This window comes from Nocardioides sp. CPCC 206348, from assembly GCF_048654705.1.
Taxonomy (GTDB): Bacteria; Actinomycetota; Actinomycetes; order Propionibacteriales; family Nocardioidaceae; genus Nocardioides.
The window spans coordinates 13,877-29,780 of the sequence record NZ_JBMCZA010000111.1; the positions used below are offsets into that span (position 1 = coordinate 13,877).

Sequence of the window (15,904 nt, forward strand, 5' to 3'; positions counted from 1 at the left end):
CGGCACCGTCGTGAACGCCAAGGCCCTCATCATCACTGCCGGCATCGGGAAGTTCAGCCCGCGCCCGCTTCCGGCGGCCGCCGGATGGATCGGGCGCGGTGTCGAGTTCTTCGTGCCGAGCTTTGCGCCGTACGACGGCAAGGACGTCGTCATCGTCGGGGGAGGCGACAGTGCCTTCGACTGGGCCCTGCACCTCGAACCGATCGCGCGCTCCGTCACGCTGGTGCACCGCCGCGACGCGTTCCGCGCGCACGAACGCACCGTCGAGCAGGTCCGCTCGTCCTCGACCCAGTTCGTCACCAAGGCTGAGGTGACCGCGCTGCGCGACGCTGCCGGCGGCACCGACGGAGAACTTGCCGAGGTCGAGATCACCGTCGACGGCGTGCCGCAGACCCGGCCGGCGCAGGCGGTCGTGGCGGCGCTCGGCTTCGTTGCCGACCTCGGCCCCCTCCAGCAGTGGGGGCTCGAGACGCACCGTCGCCACATCGTGGTCGACGGGGCCATGCGCACGAGCCTGCCGCGGGTCTTCGCGGCCGGCGACATCACCGAGTACGACGGCAAGGTCCGCCTGATCGCCGTGGGCTTCGGTGAGGCCGCCACCGCGGTCAACAACGCCGCCGTCGTCATTGACCCGAGTGCCCACGTGTTCCCGGGCCACTCGTCGGAAGGAAGCTGACATGGGTGCTGCAGGACGCGACAAGGTGAAGCTCACCGATGAGGAGGTCGCCGCGCTGTTGGGCGAGAACCTCAAGGTGCAGGTGGCCGCCAACGGGCACGAGGGATTCCCGCACCTCACCACGCTGTTCTACGTCGTGCGCGAGGGCAAGATCGCGTTCTGGACCTACGGACGCAGCCAGAAGATCGTCAACCTCGAGCGGGACCCGCGGGTCACCGCGCTCGTCGAGGACGGCGTCGACTACTTCGAGCTGCGTGGCGTATCGATCGAGGGACGCGCGGAGATCGTCCGCGACTACGACACGATCTTCGAGATCGGCGCGGCCGTCGCCACCCGGATGGTGGGTGCCGAGTCCTTCGAGGCACTGGGGGACTTCGGGCGCGAGACGGTCGAGAAACAGGCGACCAAGCGGGTGGGCGTGATCATCCACCCCGAGAAGGTCGCTTCCTGGGACCACCGGAAGATGACGTGAAAGGCATGACTGACATGAAGATCAAGGTCGACTTCGACCTGTGTGAGTCCAACGGGCTGTGCGAGGCCATGGCGCCCGAGGTGTTCGAGCTGGACGACGACGACTTCCTCCAGCTCCACACCGAGCAGACGACCGACGAGAACATCGCGCAGGTCCGTCAGGCGGTTGCCGCCTGCCCGCGCGCCGCCATCACGTTGGTGGAGGAGTGAGCGTGGCAGACAGCACGTCGCTCGAGGGCAAGGTCGCGGTCGTCACGGGAGCAGGTGCGGGCCTGGGTCGCGCCGAGGCGCTGGCCCTGGCCGCCGCTGGCGCGAAGGTCGTCGTCAACGACCTCGCCGGAGCCGGTGACGACGCCGTCGAGGAGATCCGTTCGCTCGGTGGCGAGGCAGTCGTCGTCGAGGGTGACATCAGCCAGCGCAGGACGGCCGATGCCTTGATGACCGCAGCGATCGACGGCTTCGGTGGTCTCGACGTCGTCGTCAACAACGCCGGCATGACGCGTGACCGGATGCTCTTCAACCTGACCGACGACGAGTGGGACGCGGTCATCGCCGTCCACCTGCGCGGCCACTTCCTGCTCTCGCGCAACGCGGCGTCGTACTGGCGCGGTCGGGCGAAGGCGAGCGAGTCCGGCCTGACCTACGGCAGCATCGTCAACACGGCCTCCGAGGCCTTCCTGGGTGGCTCGCCGGGGCAGGCCAACTACGCCGCGGCCAAGGCCGGGATCACCGCGCTCACGCTGTCCACGGCCCGTGGACTGGGCAAGATCGGTGTCCGCGCCAACGTCATCTGCCCCCGGGCACGCACCGCGATGACGGCCCAGGTCTTCGGTGAGGACCAGTCCGGCCTCCAGGTCGATCCGTACTCCCCGGACCATGTCGCACCCGTCGTGGCGTACCTCGCCTCGCCGGCCGCCGAGCGGATCACCGGCCAGGTCTTCGTCGTGTACGGCGGCATGGTGGCCCTCGTGGCGGCTCCGGTCGTCGAGCAGCGCTTCGACAAGTCGGGCGACCTCTGGACCGGTGAGGACCTCGACAAGCAGCTCGGCGACTTCTTCGCCGACCGGGACCCGGCCAACGGCTTCGCGGCCGACTCGATCATGCAACTGACCGTCTGAGGGTTTCGAGGCTCGCTGCGCTCGCACCTCAACCACCGAGAAAGACAGATAAGAGATAATGGGTCGTCTGGACAACAAGGTCGCCATCGTCACCGGTGGCGCACAGGGACAGGGCGCCGCGATCGCGCGTGCCTACGTCGCCGAGGGCGCCAAGGTCGTCATCGCCGACGTGGCGAAGGAAGCAGGTCAGGCGCTCGCCGACGAGCTGGGTGACAACGCCCACTTCATGCACCACGACGTCAGCGACGCCGCGTCCTGGACCGCGCTGGTCGAGGACGCCAACACCCGCTTCGGCCCGGTCAACGTGCTCGCGAACAACGCCGGCATCCTCCGCTTCGGTGACATCGAGCGGATGCCTGCCGAAGAGGTCGAGCTCGTGTGGCGGGTCAACCAGCTCGGCGTCTTCCTCGGCATGCAGTCAGTGGCCCGCACGATGCGCAAGAACGGCGGCGGCTCGATCATCAACGCCTCCTCGGTCGAGGGCCTCGCCGGCATGCCGTCCTGCACCGCGTACGCCGCCACGAAGTGGGCGATCCGCGGCATGACCAAGTGCGCCGCGATGGAGCTCGGTCCGAAGGGGATCCGGGTCAACTCGGTGCACCCCGGCATGATCGACACCCCCATGACGCGGGTCCACGGCGGCGACGCTGCCATGGAGTACGGCGCCAGCAAGGTGCCGCTGCGCCGGGTCGGTGTCCCTGAGGACATCGCTCCGGTCTACGTGTTCCTGGCCAGCGAGGAGTCGTCGTACATCAACGGCGCCGAGATCGCCGTCGACGGTGGCGTGACGAGCACGCACGCCTTCGGTGCCTGAGCGCGTCAAATGGTCGGCAGCGCGGCGGGAGGCGTCGGCTGGCAGCTTGCTGCCCGCTGCTGCGCCGGAGACGCGCTCGGCCCGATGGAGCAGTCAGTCCCGGAGGATCAGATGAATCGCCGTGTCCATGTGCGCGGCAGTCTCCGCTGCGGTGGAGCGGCCGGTCACCCAGGCGACCAGCGCCGAGAGCCACACGTCACCGAGGACCCGTGCCACGGCGACGTCCTCGTCGGTGATCGAGCCCTCGACGGGGACCCCGCCGTGCATGGCGTGGGTGACGATCGAGGTCATCGACATGCCGACGACGTGGATCTCGTTGGCGACGCTGCTGTCGGCGAACATGAAGGCCCGGGTCAGCGCCTCGGTGAGCTTCGGGTCGCCCTGCATGCCCCGCGCCATCCGCTTGAGGACGTACAGGACGCGGTCGGCCTGGGTGTCGCCGGGGATCTCCCGCTCGTTGAGCCGGACGGCCGTCTCCTCGAACTGACGTCCGAGGGCGGAGACCAGCAGATGGATCTTCGAGGGGAAGTAGCGGTACAGCGTGCCCAGGGCGACGTCGGCCTGCTCGGCCACCGCCCGCATCTGGACTGCATCGAAGCCGCCGGCCGTGGCGAGTTCGTAGGTGGCGTCGAGGATCCGCTTGCGTCGATCGCGCTGCGCGGCAGAACCAAGGTCGTCTGTCGACGTCGAGTTCGCGATGGTCACCGTGTCTCCTGTGTGGGTCTGACGTTGCGGTCCCGTTGGGTCCACAGATATAGGCTACTGGCAGGTAGCGCATAATTAGAAACACGTTCCAGTTTTGTTCGGCCCTGCTTCCACCGGGAGCTCGGCGCCGTGACTCAGCGCAATGAGCCAGCGCCTGAGCAGTACCCCAGTGAGATTAAGGAGATCCGAATGCGGATCGCAATGCTGTCCTACCGCAGCAAGCCCCACGTGGGCGGACAGGGTATCTACATCCGTCGGTTGACCCGGGAGCTCGCTGCCCTGGGCCACACCGTCGAGGTGTTCTCCGGCCAGCCCTACCCCGAGCTCGACGAGGGGGTGACCCTCACCAAGGTGCCGAGCCTCGACCTCTATCAACCAGGCGACGAGTTCCGCAATCCGCGCCCGAGCGAGTACCGCGACCTGATCGACGTCGAGGAGTGGCTCAGGATGCGCAGTGGCGCGTTCCCGGAGCCGCTGACCTTCAGCAAGCGCGTGGTGAAGGTCCTCAAGGGGCGGCGCGACGACTTCGACATCGTCTTCGACAACCAGACCCTGGCCATGCCCCTGCTCGGCATCGAGGACCCCGCGGTGGTGGGACTCCCGCTCGCCGCGACCATCCACCACCCGATCACCATGGACCGCCGCATCGAGCTCGCCGCGGCCGTCTGGGCCAAGCGCAAGGCCGGCTCGAAGTGGCGCTTCGAGCTGCCGAAGATCGGCGTGTGGCGCTGGTACTCCTTCCTCTCCCAGCAGAAGCGGACTGCGCCCCGCCTGCGCCGGGTGATGGTGCCTTCCGAGTCGTCCAAGCGCGACATCGTGCGTGAGTTCAACGTCGACCCGGCGCGGATCGAGACGATCCTGCTGGGCGTCGACGATCGCTTCGTGCCGCCCACCGAGCCCCGCGTACCCGGCCGGGTCCTCGCGATGGCCAGCGCCGACGCGCCACTGAAGGGCATCTCGGTCCTGCTCGAGGCGTTTGCCAAGCTGGTCGTCGAACGCGACCTGGAGCTCGTGCTGGTGACCAAGCCCAAGGAGGGTGGCGTCACCGAGAAGCTCATCGACCGCCTCGGCATCGCCGACCGGGTCTCGTTCGCCAACGGCCTCTCCGACGACGAGCTCGTCGCGCTGATGGGCTCGGCCGAGCTGGCCTGCGTCCCCTCGCTGTACGAGGGCTTCTCGCTGCCGACCGCCGAGCTGATGGCCTGCGAGACGCCGCTCGTGGTCTCGCGGGCAGGGGCCATCCCGGAGGTCGTCGGTCCCGACGGCCTCTGCGCGGACGTGGTGGAGCCCGGAGACGTCGGAGCACTGACCACTGCGCTCGCCGCGCTGCTGGACGACCCCGCTCGCCGTGCCGAGATGGGCGCCGCGGGACGCCGCCGCGTCAAGGAGCTGTTCAGCTGGACAGCCGTCGCTGTGAGCACTGCGGCCGTCCTCGAGGACGTGATCGCCGAGTACAAGGCCGAGATGGCCGAGAAGAAGGCCTGAGGAGAACTGACATGCTGACCGTTGACTTCGACCGACTGGGCCTCAAGCCCGGTGACCGCGTGCTCGACATGGGCGCCGGTGCCGGCCGCCACAGCTTCGAGATGTACCGCCGCGGTGCAGACGTGATCGCGTTCGACATCGATGCCGATGAGCTCGAAGGCGTGCGCGACCTGTTCGTCGCGATGAAGGAGGCCGGCGAGGTCCCCGAGGGCGCCGAGGCCGACGTCAAGCAGGGTGACGCGCTCGCGCTGCCCTTCGCCGACGGTGAGTTCGACCGGATCGTGTGCTCCGAGGTGCTCGAGCACATCCACGACGACGTCGCGGCGATCCGCGAGCTGATCCGGGTCCTGCGGCCCGGAGGAACCCTGGCCGTGACCGTGCCCCGCTGGTTGCCCGAGGTCATCAACTGGAGCCTCTCGGCCGACTACCACAACGCCGAGGGCGGCCACATCCGGATCTACACCGACCACGAGCTGGTCGACAAGGTCACCAAGGGCGGCCGCTTCAATGACGGCACGCCCGGTGAGGCGATGCTGTTCGAGGGCAAGAGCTACACGCACGGCCTGCACTCGCCGTACTGGTGGATCAAGTGCGCGGTCGGTGTCGAGAACGACAACCACCCGCTCGCGAGGGCGTACCACAAGCTCCTCGTCTGGGAGATCATGAAGCAGCCCAAGGCCCTGCAGGTGGCCGGCAAGGTGCTCGACCCGATGATCGGCAAGAGCATGGTGCTGTACTTCCGGAAGCCGGACGCCGGATGACCGGCGTGATCCCCGAGGTGCCGCTGAGCCGGCTCCCGTACGTCGAGGGCGTCATCAGCGCCCAGCAGGTCGCCGACACCGCAGCGGCGATCGCGGCGATGCAGGAGCCGTGGGGCGCCGTGCCGTGGACCACGGGCGAGCACGTCGACATCTGGAACCACGTCGAGGCCGCCATGGCGATGCTCGTCGGTGGACAGGTGGAGGCCGCCGAGCGCGCCTACGCCTGGATCCCGACCGTCCAGCGCGCCGACGGTTCCTGGCCGATGAAGCTGGTCGGCGGCGTGGCCGACGACGAGCGCGGCGAGGTCAACATGTCGGCGTACTTCGCCGTCGGCCTGTGGCACCACTGGCTGGTGCAACGCGACCTCGCCTTCATCCGGAAGTACTGGCCCTCCGTGCGGGCCGGCCTGGACTTCGTCGTGTCGCTCCAGCAGAGCTTCGGTGGCATCCGCTGGACCCCGGTCGACGACTTCTGCCTGCTCACCGGCAACTCGAGCATCTATCACTCGCTCCGTGCGGGTGTTGCGCTCGCCGACCTGATGGACGACCCGCAGCCCGAGTGGGAGCTGGCGGGCGGCCGCCTCGGTCACGCCGTGCGCACCCACCCGGACCTGTTCGAGGACAAGACGACGTACTCCATGGACTGGTACTACCCGGTCCTCGGCGGACCCGTCCGTGGTGACGCGGCCCGCGAGCTGCTGGCCCGGCGCTGGAACGACTTCGTGGTCCCCGGCCTCGGCATCCACTGCGTCGACACCAACCCCTGGGTCACCGGTGCGGAGACCTGTGAGCTCGCGATGGCGCTCGACGTCATCGGCGACCACACCCGTGCGCTGGCACTGCTCACCGAGATGCAGCACCTGCGCGAGGACGACGGTCGCTACTGGACCGGTTGGGTGTACGACGACCCGACGCGACCGTCCGACGGGGAGCCCCGCAACGTGCACTGGCCGGTCGAGCACACGACGTACACCGCGGCCGCGGTGCTGCTCGCGGTCGACGCCCTCGGGGAGACCTACGGGCACGCATCGCCGGGCTCGGGGATCATGCGCGGGACCTCGCTGGCCCCGCACTTCGAGGAGATCGCCCTCGAGTGCGACTGCCCCTCAGCGGACCGGGTCTCCAGCCACGCCTGACGTGCGCTGGAGGATGCGCATCGAGCCGACGGCGTCGATCTCGGTGAACTGGCCGCTGGCCAGTGCGGGAAGGTAGATCAGCTCGTAGGGCGGGCGACCGCCTTCGGCCGGGTCGGGGAAGACGTCGTGGATGGCCAGGTAGCCACCTGCGTCGACCCAGCGTGGCCACCCGAGGAAGTCGTCGCGGGCGGGCTGTTCCCCGTGCCCGCCGTCGATGAAGAGCAGCGAGAGCGGCGTGCGCCAGTGCGCGGCGACGGTCGTGGACTGGCCGACGATCGCGACCACCTGGTCCTCGAGTCCGGCGCGGGCGATGTTCTTGCGGAACTGGCCCAGGGTGTCCATCAGCCCGAACTCCTGGTCGACCACCGTGGTGTCGTGGTGCTCCCAGCCTGCCTGGTTCTCCTCCGACCCGCGGTGGTGGTCGACGGTGAAGACGGTTGCGGGTGTGCCGGCTGCGGTCACCTCGCGCGCGGCGGCGCCCAGGTAGATGCCGGACTTCCCGCAGTAGGTGCCGACCTCGAGGGCCGGGCCGTGGGGGAGGCGTTCGCGGGCCACCCGGTAGAGCAGGTCGCCCTCGTCCTCGGGCATGAAGCCCTTGGCGCGGCGCGCGTGTTCCAGCAGGTCGGACGGCATGGTGTCGGGCACGGGGTGATTCTAGTAAACTGAAACCTGTTCTACTTCGCCGCACCAACGAACCCACGGGAGCACCATGTCCCTCGGCATCACCGACGACCAGGTCGAACTGGCCGACAACCTGCGCAAGTGGGCGGCCAGCCTGGACCCGATCGCGGCGGCGCGCGCCGCCGAGGGCGACGTCGCTGCCCGTTTCGACGAGGTCTGGTCGGCCGCCGATGCCATGGGGGTCACCACGATCGCGGTGCCCGAGGCGTCCGGCGGTGGGGGAGGAACGGTCCTCGACCAGGCGGTCGCACTCGAGGCCTGTGCGCACGAACTGGTTCCCGGCGGCCTCCTCGGTTCGGCCGTCGTCGCCACGCTCCAGCAGCGGGCGGGTCGCTTTGGCATTCAGGTCCACCCCGGTGGCGCCGTGTGGGACGGCGGCACGGCGATCGAGAGCTTCCTGCTCGACGGAGCGGGGGAGGTCACCCCTGAGGCCGGTATCGACCTCAGTGCCCGTCACGCCCGATCCCACGGTCCGGCTGGGGACGCGGGGGAGCCGCGTCGCCGCCTGGTCGCCGTCACCCTCGCTGCGGCCGAGGCCGCCGGGGTGGCTCGCTGGTGCCTGGAGACCGCGGTCGACTACGCCAAGGTGCGCGAGCAGTTCGGGCAGAAGATCGGGGCCTTCCAGGCCATCAAGCACCTGTGTGCCCAGATGCTCGAGACCGCCGAGGCCGTCACGGCCGCCGCCTGGGACGCCGCAGCGTCGGCCGATGGTGACGACGTCGAGCAGTGGTCGTTCGCGGTCGACGTCGCGCAGGCGACCTGCTTCGACGGCGCCGTCGAGGTGGCCAAGGGCTGCATCCAGGTGCTCGGCGGCATCGGCTTCACCCACGAGCACGACGCCCACCTCTACTTCCGCCGCGCCCTGAGCCTGCGTGCGCTCGTCGGTTCGGCCGACGACGCTGCCGAACGGCTCACGGCTGCCGCCGTGGCCGGAGTACGACGCCAGGTGGACGTCGACCTCGAAGGGCGCGACGACGCGATCCGCCCCGAGGTACGGGCTTCCGCCGAGCGCATCGCTGCCCTGCCGGCGGGCGACCAGCGAGCGGCACTGGTGGAGACGGGTTACCTGACGCCGCACTGGCCCGCGCCCTACGGGCTCGGCGCCGATCCGACCACGCAGATCGTGATCGACCAGGAGCTCGGCCGGGCGGGCGTCGTACGACCGGACCTGGTGATCGCCGGGTGGGCGGTGCCGACGATCCTCGCCCACGGCACCGACGCGCAGCGCGAACGCTTCGTGCTGCCGTCCCTGCTGGGGGACCTGGTGTGGTGCCAGCTGTTCTCCGAACCGGGATCCGGCTCCGACCTGGCGTCGCTGCGCATGCGCGCCGAGCGGGTTGACGGCGGCTGGCGCCTGACGGGCCAGAAGGTGTGGAACTCGATGGCCGAGCGTGCGGACTGGGGCATCTGCCTGGCCCGCACCGATCCCGACGTCCCGCAGCACAAGGGCATCACCTACTTCCTGGTGGACATGAGGTCCGCGGGGATCGAGGTCCGGCCGCTGCGCGAGATCACGGGGGAGGCGCTGTTCAACGAGGTGTTCCTCGACGACGTCTTCGTGCCCGACGACTGCGTCGTGGCCGAGCCCGGTGACGGGTGGAAGCTGGCCCGCACGACGCTGGCCAACGAGCGGGTCGCGATGGCCAGCGCACGCCTCACCAAGAGCGTGGAGCGTGCCGTCGAGATCGCCGCGTCCCGCGACCTCGGGCCGGTCGCCCGGGTCCAGGTCGGCCATCAGGTGGCCCTCGCCACCGTCTGTGCCCTGCTGGGTGTCCGCACCACGCTGCGTGCCCTCGGCGGTCACGGCCCGGGTTCGGAGTCGAGCGTGGCGAAGCTGCTCGGCGTCCGCAGCCGTCAGGACTCCTCGGAGCTGGTCGTGAAGCTCCAGGGCGACGACCTCGCCGTGCTGGGCCCGATCAGCAAGGTGTCGGAGGACCCGCTGGCGGCCGACATCTGGGAGCAGCTCAACACGCGCTGCCTGTCGATCGCGGGCGGTACGACGCAGATCCTGCGCAACGTGGCCGCGGAGCGGATCCTCGGCCTGCCGCGCTGAGGTCTACTCCGCTGCGATGACCTCGGCGGGCGAGCCCTGCTCGCGGCGCCAGAGGTTCCAGTGCCAGTTCAGGAAGCGTTCGGTCGCGCGCACGAGGTGCTGCGACCGGATCGACGGGAAGATGTCGAACGCGTGCTGGGTGGTCGGCAGCTCGGCGTAGCTCACCGTGCGCTTCGAGGTGTCCCGCAGCGCCTTGACGAAGGCGCGCGCCTGGCCCACCTCGACGAGCGTGTCGTTGACGCCGTGGATCACGAAGAAGTCGGGAGCGTCGGGGGTGATCCGCAGCAGCGGCGACGCCTGCTCGTAGACGTCGGGCAGGTCGGAGTAGCGCTTGCGGAACACCCGTGGTCCGAGGAAGGTGTCGCGCATCAGGGCGGTGTTGGGCAGGCCGGTGACACCGGCCATGTCGTAGACGCCGTAGTAGGGGACCGCCGCCTGGATCGTGGTGTCGGCGTCCTCGAAGCCGGGCTGGAACTCCGGCGCGTTCGGCGTGACGGCGGCCAGGGCGGAGAGGTGGCCACCGGCGGATCCGCCGGTGATCGCGATGTAGTTCGGGTCGCCGCCGTACGCCTCGATGTTCTCGCGGATCCACGCGATCGCGGCCTTGACGTCGACGATGTGCGCCGGCCAGGGGTCGCGGGGTGAGAGACGGTAGTTGATCGCGACGCACACCCAGCCGCGGGCGGCGAGGTGCTGCATGAGGGGGAGCCCCTGCTGATCCTTCCTGCCGATGGTCCAGGCGCCACCGTGCACCTGCAGCAGCACCGGAGCGCCGGCGGCGGGCGTGACCTCCGACGTGTAGACGTCGAGCATGCCGCGCTTGCCGTACGGCGCGAACGGGATGTCGCGGTGGACCTCCACGCCGGCCTTGCGCGCCGCGCGGCCGAAGGCGAACGGGTTCACGATCCGGCCCCACGGGGTCGCGAGGTCCGCCGGGGACGGCTTGGCGTCGAGCTGCTCGACGTAGTCGACGCCGAGGCCTTCGACCAGCGCGTTCTCGGCCTCGGTCACCGACCGGCGGCTCTGCTGGATCAGGTAGGCCAGGCCGGCCGAGGACAGGCCGGCGAGCGCGAGTCCGCGGACGCTTCGGCGCGGTCCGGCGACGTGCGCGGCCGCATCGGCGACGGTCAGGCCCAGGACGTGGGGGGCGAGTTCACCGGTGACCCAGCCGGCGAAGAACGCCGGTATGCCGGCGCGGAAGCCGGGGAGGGGCCGGATGGCGTTGGCGGTCAGCGCAGCGGTGATGGCCTGGCGCCGTACGAATCCCATGACCGGATCCTATCCGTGTCGTTGTAGGAAACTGGTACGTGTTCTACTCAAGGACCGGCGCGCCCCACACAGATGGAGAATGACGGAATGGATCGGCTTTCGGGACTGGACGCGAGTTTTCTCTACCTGGAGACCCCCGACCAGCTGATGCACGTCTGTGCGGTCATGGTGCTGGACCCCGCGACGATGACGGCGCCGTACTCCTTCGGCTCGCTCCAGGCTGCGCTCAACCGGAGTGTCCGCGACGTGCCCGACTTCACCCGCAAGGTGCGCGGTGTGCCCCTCGGGCTCGACCACCCCGTGTGGGTGCGGGACACGTCGTTCGACATCGAGCGCCACGTGCACCGCCTCGCCCTCCCGACGCCCGGTGGCTACCGCGAGCTGATGGACCTGTGCGCGCACCTCGCCTCGCTCCCGCTGGACCGTTCGCGTCCGCTGTGGGAGATGTGGGTCATCGAGGGCTACCGGCCCGAGGGCGGGGACGAGAAGGTCGTCGTGTTCGCCAAGATGCACCACGCGACGGTCGACGGTGTCTCCGGCGCGAACCTGATCTCGCACCTCTGCTCGATCGAGCCCGACACTCCGCCGATGCTCGTCGAGCACGGCCGCCACCCCCGCAGCCCCGGACGGCGCGAGCTCCTCGGCCGTGCCGTCATCGGTACGGCGACCCGCCCCATCACGCTCGCGAAGGTGATCGGACCGTCGGCCCAGCTGGTCACCAGGACGATCGGCCGCGCCCGTCAGGGTACGGCGATGGCCGCACCGTTCTCCGCGCCGCGCACGTCGTTCAACGGCACGATCACCTCGCACCGCTCCATCGCGATGGTCGACCTGTCGCTCGACGACATCCGCGCGATCAAGAAGGAGACGGGGACGACGGTCAACGACGTGGTCCTGGCGATCGCCGGAGGAGCGCTGCGCGCCTATCTCTCCGAACGTGACGAGCTCCCGACTGCCTCGCTGCTGGCAACGGTGCCGGTGAGTGTGCGCGACAGCTCGCGCAGGTCGTCGGGCTCCAACAAGGTGAGCGCCATGTTCACGAAGCTGGGCACCGACATCGCGGACCCGTTGGAGCGGCTGCAGATGCTCGCCCACCGCAACCGCATCGCGAAGGCCCACCACAACGCGATCAGTGCCGACGCGTTGCAGGACTGGGCAGAGTTCGCGGCGCCGCGGACGTTCGGCCTGGCGGTGCGGACCTACGCCAACCTGCGACTGGCCGAACGGCACCCCGTCGTCCACAACCTCGTCATCTCCAACGTCCCGGGCCCGCCGATCCCGCTCTACTTCATGGGCGCCCGGATCGAAGCGTTGTGCCCGCTGGGACCGGTCTTCCACGGCGCCGGCCTGAACCTCACGGTGATGTCGAACGCCGGGCAGATGCACGTCGGTGCGATCGCTTGTCGCGAGTCGATGCCGGACGCGGACGCTCTGGTGCGGCACTTCCCGCTGGAGCTCGAACGGCTCCAGGCCGCCTGGGAGTCGAGCAGCCGCTAGCGCTGGCGGAAGTCCCGGCTCCGGGCGTTGACGGTGGCCGCCGCCTCGACGAACCGCGGCACGAACTTCTCCGACCCCAGCACGCACCCGGCGTGGCCGTCGTCGACCTCGTGGATCGTGGCGCCGGGGATCGAGCGCGCGAACGCGATCTGGCGCGCGGTCGGGATCACCCGGTCCCGCATCATCACCACGACCGCGGTCGGGACGTCGATCCGGCCGAGCCAGGGCCGGGAGTGGTGCTGGCCGAGCGCCGCCACGGCCTGGCCGACGGCCCACGGGCTGGTGGAGCGGAACTCGCGCAACGCCCATTCGTGCATGTCGGAGGGCACGAAGTCGACGCTGCGGCCGGCAGCCCGGGTCGCCTTGATGGCGGTGCGGGAACGGGACAGGCCGCGCAGCGCGAGCATCGTGCTGCCCATGCCCAGGAAGAAGCCGCGCTCGGCGGCGTTGAGCTGGAACCGGTCGGTGGTCGCCCCGAGGACGAGCCCCGACACCTTGTCGGGGTGCTGGCGCCAGACGCGCTGGGCGATGATCGAGCCCATCGAGTAGCCGCCGACGATCACCTTCTCGAGGCCGAGGACGTCGACCAGCGCGGCCACGTCGTCGGCGCAGTCGACCAGCGAGAACTCCTCGCTCTGGATGCCCCTGCCGTGCCACCGCTGGTCGAGGGTGATCACCCGGAATCTCTTCGCGAGCGGATGGATGACGGGGAAGAAGGTGAGCAACCCCGTGGTGCCGAGGGCGTGCAGCAGCACGATGGTCGGTGCGTTCGGGGTGGGGCCCGGGGTGTCGGTGACGTAGGTCGACCCGCCGCGGCCCGGCAGCTCGACCATCCGGCCGCGCGGGACGTCGATCTCCGGAAGGTGGACCCGACGGCGTGTGACATCGGTCAGTGAGACGACACCCATGCGAAGCAGACTAGAACACGTTACAGTTTGCTTCGTGGATGTTGAGGCGATCAATGCTGTCCGCGCCGTCGTGGGCGAGGTGCTGGAGCGCGAGTCGGACGCTCGGGAGTGGGCGGCCTGGGCCGCTGCCGGCCTGACGTCGCTCCCGGTCCCCGAGGAGTACGGCGGCGAGGGGCTCGGGCTCAGCGAGGTCGCCGTGCTGCTGCGCGAAGCCGGACACGCTGCCGTCCAGGTCCCCGCGTGGGAGACCCTCTGCTGTGGCGCGCTGACCCTGGCGTCGTACGGCACGGAAGCGCAGCGCAAGGAGTTCCTGCCCGGCGTCGTCGCCGGCGACGTGGTCCTGACGCCCGCGCTGCGTGGCTCCGTGACGTACGCCGACGGCACGGTCAACGGCCGCGCCCTGTCGGTGACCTACGCGTGGAACGCCGCCCGCCTGCTGGTCATCGCCCGCGAGGGCGACCGCGACGTCGTCGCGCTCGTCGACCCGACGGGTCCCGGCGTCACCCTGCTGGAGTCCAGTGCCTCCAGCGCCGCACCCCGGCACACGGTCGTCCTCGAGAACGCTGCCGCCGAGGTGCTCGAGGACGGCGCAGCCGCCTACCTCTCCGATGTCGCCCGCGCCGGCCTCGCCGTCACGGCGGCCGGCGTGCTCGCCGGCGCCCGCGACCTGACTGCCGCCTATGTCAAGGGCCGCCAGCAGTTCGGCCGGTCGCTGGCGGAGTTCCAGGCCGTGTCGCTGCAGATGGCCGACGTCTACGTCACCTCCCGCACCGTCGACCTCGCGGCCGACAACGCCGTGTGGCGCGTCGCCTCGGGCCTGCCGGCGGGCGACGACCTCGCCGTTGCCGGCTACTCTGTGAGCCAGGTGGCGCCGTACGCCTTCCGGACCTGCCACCACCTGCACGGCGGCATGGGCGTCGACATCACCTACCCGCTGGTGGGCTACACGACGTGGGGCACCGACCTGGCGCACGCGCTCGACACGACCGCCGCGCAGGTGCCGGTCGAAGCCGCCGAGGCCAAGAACCTCGAGCTCACCGAGGAGCAGCGCGCACTCAAGGCCGAGGTCCGCGCGTACTTCACCGGCATCGCCCACGACGAGCCGGCCGACCCCGGCCCCGATGGCGCCTGGGACCGGCACGGTCCGTCGTACCAGAAGCTGATCCGCCAGCTCGGCATCGACGGCTGGATGGGGATCGGCTGGCCGAAGGAGTACGGCGGCCACGGGCTCGGCGAGATCGAGCAGACGATCTTCGCCAACGAGGCGCAGTACGCCGACGTCCACCTGCCTGCGGTGACGTTGCAGACCGTGGGCCCGACCCTGATCCGCTACGGCACCGAGAAGCAGAAGGACATGTTCCTCTCGCGGATCCTCGCCGGTGACGTGCACTTCGCGATCGGCTACAGCGAGCCGGACGCCGGCACGGACCTCGCGTCGCTGCGCACCACGGCGAAGCGCGACGGCGACCACTACGTCGTCAACGGCCAGAAGATGTGGACCACCGGCGGCCACCAGGCCGACTACCTGTGGCTCGCCGTGCGCACCGACCCGGACGCGCCGAAGCACAAGGGCATCTCGATCCTGATCGTCGACACCACCGACCCCGGCTACAGCTGGACGCCGATCATCACGGCCGATGGCTCGCACCACGTCAACGCGACGTACTTCAACGACGTCCGCGTGCCCGTCGACATGCTGGTCGGCGAGGAGAACCAGGGCTGGAAGCTGATCACCACCCAGCTCAACCACGAGCGCGTCATGCTCGGCCCGGCCGGCCGCATCGAGGGATTGCGCGACCGGATCGTGCGCTGGGCCGACGCCGCGGGCGTGCGCGACCTGCCGGACGTCGTCGACCTGCTCGGAAAGACCACCGCTGTGTTCCGGATCAACGAGCTCCTCAACTGGGAGGTCGCCCGGGCCGCCGCGACCGGCGAGATCAAGGTCGCCGACGCGTCGTCGTCCAAGGTGTTCGCCGCCGACCAGGTCCAGCACCTGCTGGCCGACCTGATCTCCCTGGTGCACCGCCACGGCGACGCGGGGGAGCCGGAGACCCGGCGCCTGCTCGACTACCTCGACGCCCAGGCCAAGCGGAACCTCGTCATCACCTTCGGAGGGGGCGTGCAGGAAGTGCAGCGCGAGCTGATCTCGATGTTCGGACTGGGCCTGCCGCGGGTGCCCCGATGAGCGACCTGCACGAGAAGATCATGGCGGAGGCCGAGCGCATCATCGCGCTCGGCGAGGCCTCGGAGACGCTGGCCCCGCATCCCGTGAACCAGCCGACGATCAGCGCGTGGCTCGACGCGATGCAGTACGACAACGAACGGTTCCG

At 69.9% G+C, this 15,904-nt stretch carries 15 protein-coding genes; 11 read left to right on the top strand and 4 right to left on the bottom strand.

The window, feature by feature from the left end:
• From ACOADB_RS06310 to ACOADB_RS06330, 5 genes are all read left to right on the top strand, one after another.
• Positions 1 to 676: NAD(P)/FAD-dependent oxidoreductase (locus tag ACOADB_RS06310; RefSeq protein ID WP_378597102.1), on the top strand; the 676-nt coding region annotated here is incomplete at its 5' end.
• Position 677: 1 nt separating this feature from the next.
• Positions 678 to 1,148, top strand: coding sequence for a pyridoxamine 5'-phosphate oxidase family protein (locus ACOADB_RS06315; protein WP_378597103.1), 471 nt, complete (start codon positions 678 to 680; stop codon positions 1,146 to 1,148).
• 5 nt (positions 1,149 to 1,153) lie between these two features.
• Positions 1,154 to 1,357 (top strand): ferredoxin, encoded by a 204-nt coding sequence (locus ACOADB_RS06320; RefSeq protein WP_378597104.1) that lies wholly within the window; start codon positions 1,154 to 1,156, stop codon positions 1,355 to 1,357.
• Between the two features lie 2 nt (positions 1,358 to 1,359).
• Positions 1,360 to 2,265 carry a 3-oxoacyl-ACP reductase gene (locus tag ACOADB_RS06325; protein ID WP_378597105.1) on the top strand — a complete coding sequence of 302 codons (906 nt, stop codon included), beginning with the start codon at positions 1,360 to 1,362 and terminating at the stop codon, positions 2,263 to 2,265.
• A 58-nt stretch (positions 2,266 to 2,323) separates the two neighbouring features.
• Complete coding sequence (locus ACOADB_RS06330) at positions 2,324 to 3,079, top strand: glucose 1-dehydrogenase (protein WP_378597106.1); 756 nt, start codon at positions 2,324 to 2,326, stop codon at positions 3,077 to 3,079.
• A gap of 93 nt (positions 3,080 to 3,172) precedes the next feature.
• Here ACOADB_RS06330 and ACOADB_RS06335 read toward each other — a convergent pair whose 3' ends face one another.
• A complete protein-coding gene (locus ACOADB_RS06335) occupies positions 3,173 to 3,784 on the bottom strand; it encodes a TetR family transcriptional regulator (protein ID WP_378597107.1) in 612 nt (203 codons plus the stop codon).
• Positions 3,785 to 3,973: 189 nt separating this feature from the next.
• On the opposite strand from ACOADB_RS06335, the gene ACOADB_RS06340 reads away from it, so the two are divergent.
• The 3 genes from ACOADB_RS06340 to ACOADB_RS06350 are packed head-to-tail and all read left to right on the top strand — an operon-like array spanning position 3,974 to position 7,166.
• Positions 3,974 to 5,269 (top strand): glycosyltransferase family 4 protein, encoded by a 1,296-nt coding sequence (locus ACOADB_RS06340; protein WP_378597108.1) that lies wholly within the window; start codon positions 3,974 to 3,976, stop codon positions 5,267 to 5,269.
• Between the two features lie 11 nt (positions 5,270 to 5,280).
• On the top strand, positions 5,281 to 6,030 hold the full coding sequence (locus ACOADB_RS06345; protein WP_378597109.1) for a class I SAM-dependent methyltransferase: 750 nt from the start codon (positions 5,281 to 5,283) through the stop codon (positions 6,028 to 6,030).
• Complete coding sequence (locus tag ACOADB_RS06350) at positions 6,027 to 7,166, top strand: prenyltransferase (protein WP_378597110.1); 1,140 nt, start codon at positions 6,027 to 6,029, stop codon at positions 7,164 to 7,166. Before ACOADB_RS06345 ends, ACOADB_RS06350 begins: the two co-directional genes overlap by 4 nt.
• Here the strand turns inward: ACOADB_RS06350 and ACOADB_RS06355 are convergent.
• A complete protein-coding gene (locus ACOADB_RS06355; protein WP_378597111.1) occupies positions 7,137 to 7,811 on the bottom strand; it encodes a class I SAM-dependent methyltransferase in 675 nt (224 codons plus the stop codon). The two genes, ACOADB_RS06350 and ACOADB_RS06355, sit on opposite strands and share 30 nt — an antisense overlap.
• Before the next feature lie 64 nt (positions 7,812 to 7,875).
• Here ACOADB_RS06355 and ACOADB_RS06360 point away from each other — a divergent pair, with 64 nt between their 5' ends.
• Positions 7,876 to 9,900, top strand: a complete 2,025-nt coding sequence (locus ACOADB_RS06360) for an acyl-CoA dehydrogenase family protein (RefSeq protein ID WP_378597112.1) — start codon at positions 7,876 to 7,878, stop codon at positions 9,898 to 9,900.
• Between the two features lie 3 nt (positions 9,901 to 9,903).
• Here ACOADB_RS06360 and ACOADB_RS06365 read toward each other — a convergent pair whose 3' ends face one another.
• Positions 9,904 to 11,169: an alpha/beta hydrolase fold domain-containing protein gene (locus ACOADB_RS06365; RefSeq protein WP_378597113.1), complete on the bottom strand. Its 1,266-nt coding sequence runs from the start codon at positions 11,167 to 11,169 to the stop codon at positions 9,904 to 9,906.
• 87 nt (positions 11,170 to 11,256) lie between these two features.
• Here ACOADB_RS06365 and ACOADB_RS06370 point away from each other — a divergent pair, with 87 nt between their 5' ends.
• Entirely contained in the window at positions 11,257 to 12,666 is a 1,410-nt protein-coding gene (locus ACOADB_RS06370) for a WS/DGAT/MGAT family O-acyltransferase (protein WP_378597114.1), read from the top strand.
• Here ACOADB_RS06370 and ACOADB_RS06375 read toward each other — a convergent pair.
• Positions 12,663 to 13,574, bottom strand: coding sequence for an alpha/beta fold hydrolase (locus tag ACOADB_RS06375; protein ID WP_378597115.1), 912 nt, complete (start codon positions 13,572 to 13,574; stop codon positions 12,663 to 12,665). The genes ACOADB_RS06370 and ACOADB_RS06375 overlap by 4 nt on opposite strands.
• A 34-nt stretch (positions 13,575 to 13,608) precedes the next feature.
• Between ACOADB_RS06375 and ACOADB_RS06380 the strand changes: the two genes are divergently transcribed.
• The gene (locus tag ACOADB_RS06380; protein WP_378597116.1) at positions 13,609 to 15,759 is read left to right on the top strand and encodes an acyl-CoA dehydrogenase; all 2,151 of its coding nucleotides are present in this window, start codon (positions 13,609 to 13,611) and stop codon (positions 15,757 to 15,759) included.
• Positions 15,760 to 15,904 lie beyond the last annotated feature (145 nt).

Coding starts and splice junctions, on each gene's coding strand:
- ACOADB_RS06370 (WP_378597114.1), top strand. CDS start 11,257: ATGGATCGGCTTTCGGGACTGGACGCGAGTTTTCTCTACCTGGAGACC.
- ACOADB_RS06315 (WP_378597103.1), top strand. CDS start 678: ATGGGTGCTGCAGGACGCGACAAGGTGAAGCTCACCGATGAGGAGGTC.
- ACOADB_RS06360 (WP_378597112.1), top strand. CDS start 7,876: ATGTCCCTCGGCATCACCGACGACCAGGTCGAACTGGCCGACAACCTG.
- ACOADB_RS06320 (WP_378597104.1), top strand. CDS start 1,154: ATGACTGACATGAAGATCAAGGTCGACTTCGACCTGTGTGAGTCCAAC.
- ACOADB_RS06375 (WP_378597115.1), bottom strand. CDS start 13,574: ATGGGTGTCGTCTCACTGACCGATGTCACACGCCGTCGGGTCCACCTT.
- ACOADB_RS06340 (WP_378597108.1), top strand. CDS start 3,974: ATGCGGATCGCAATGCTGTCCTACCGCAGCAAGCCCCACGTGGGCGGA.
- ACOADB_RS06350 (WP_378597110.1), top strand. CDS start 6,027: ATGACCGGCGTGATCCCCGAGGTGCCGCTGAGCCGGCTCCCGTACGTC.
- ACOADB_RS06365 (WP_378597113.1), bottom strand. CDS start 11,169: ATGGGATTCGTACGGCGCCAGGCCATCACCGCTGCGCTGACCGCCAAC.
- ACOADB_RS06330 (WP_378597106.1), top strand. CDS start 2,324: ATGGGTCGTCTGGACAACAAGGTCGCCATCGTCACCGGTGGCGCACAG.
- ACOADB_RS06345 (WP_378597109.1), top strand. CDS start 5,281: ATGCTGACCGTTGACTTCGACCGACTGGGCCTCAAGCCCGGTGACCGC.